This window comes from Caldalkalibacillus thermarum (assembly GCF_014644735.1).
GTDB lineage: Bacteria > Bacillota > Bacilli > Caldalkalibacillales > Caldalkalibacillaceae > Caldalkalibacillus > Caldalkalibacillus thermarum.
Genome location: NZ_BMKZ01000109.1, coordinates 1 through 1,210, shown reverse-complemented (window position 1 = coordinate 1,210; position 1,210 = coordinate 1). Strand labels below are relative to the sequence as shown.

General features: G+C 54.8%; 1 rRNA gene. It reads left to right on the top strand.

What is annotated here, in order from left to right:
• Positions 1 to 329 precede the first annotated feature (329 nt).
• Positions 330 to 1,210 (top strand): 23S ribosomal RNA (locus IEW48_RS16690); the annotation flags it as partial.

Here is a 1,210-nt window from a genome sequence, read left to right as displayed (position 1 = left end):
GGATCACCTCCTTTCTAGGGAGTTTTATGAGACCCCGGTTTTGGGGGATCCCTAAACTGAACGTTTTATAACGTTTCATCTTAATCAATTGCTCGCACGCTTGCTGCTTTGTTTAGTTTTGAGGGTTCTTAGCCATCTTTCCTCGGTGTCTCTTGCCAAAAGGGCAAAGGCCACCTCGCAAAGATGGTTTCAACCTGGTTGCCATGTGTGGCAACAAGTGTATAGACAGGCAATTTTATATATGACCCTCATTGTGTGAATAACTGAGTACTTGCACCTTGAAAATTGGATAACAGCAGATTCATCGGGTAGCCACGAGCGACCTTAAGGGTTAAGCTACTAAGGGCGCACGGTGGATGCCTAGGCGCTGGGAGCCGATGAAGGGCGCGGCAAACGGCGAAACGCCTCGGGGAGCCGTAAGCAGGCGTTGATCCGGGGATTCCCGAATGGGGCAACCCCCTGTCCCTAATCGGACAGGATCCATCTTCCGAATCCATAGGAGATGGAGGGCACACCAGGGGAACTGAAACATCTTAGTACCCTGAGGAGAAGAAAGCAACCGCGATTCCCTGAGTAGCGGCGAGCGAAAAGGGAACAGCCCAAACCGGTGGGCTTGCCCACCGGGGTTGTAGGACGTCCCATACGGAGTGACAAAGGACGAGGATAGGCGAACACGTCTGGAAAGGCGGGCCATAGAGTGTGACAGCCACGTAGCCGAAATCTTCGTCCCTCCGGGACGGATCCTGAGTACGGCGGGACACGTGAAATCCCGTCGGAATCCGGGAGGACCATCTCCCAAGGCTAAATACTCCCCAGCGACCGATAGTGAACCAGTACCGTGAGGGAAAGGTGAAAAGCACCCCGGGAGGGGAGTGAAAGAGAACCTGAAACCGTGTGCCTACAACCAGTCGGAGCACGATGCCCGTCAGGGCCGTGTGACGGCGTGCCTTTTGTAGAATGAACCGGCGAGTTACGGTCTCGTGCGAGGTTAAGCCGAAGAGGCGGAGCCGCAGCGAAAGCGAGTCTGAACAGGGCGCAAAGGGTTCCCAAAAAAGTACTGCTTTTTTGGGAACCCTAGTACGGGGCCGTAGACCCGAAACCGTGTGATCTACCCATGTCCAGGGTGAAGGCAGGGTAATGCCTGCTGGAGGCCCGAACCCACGCATGTTGAAAAATGCGGGGATGAGGTGTGGGTAGCGGTGAAATGCCA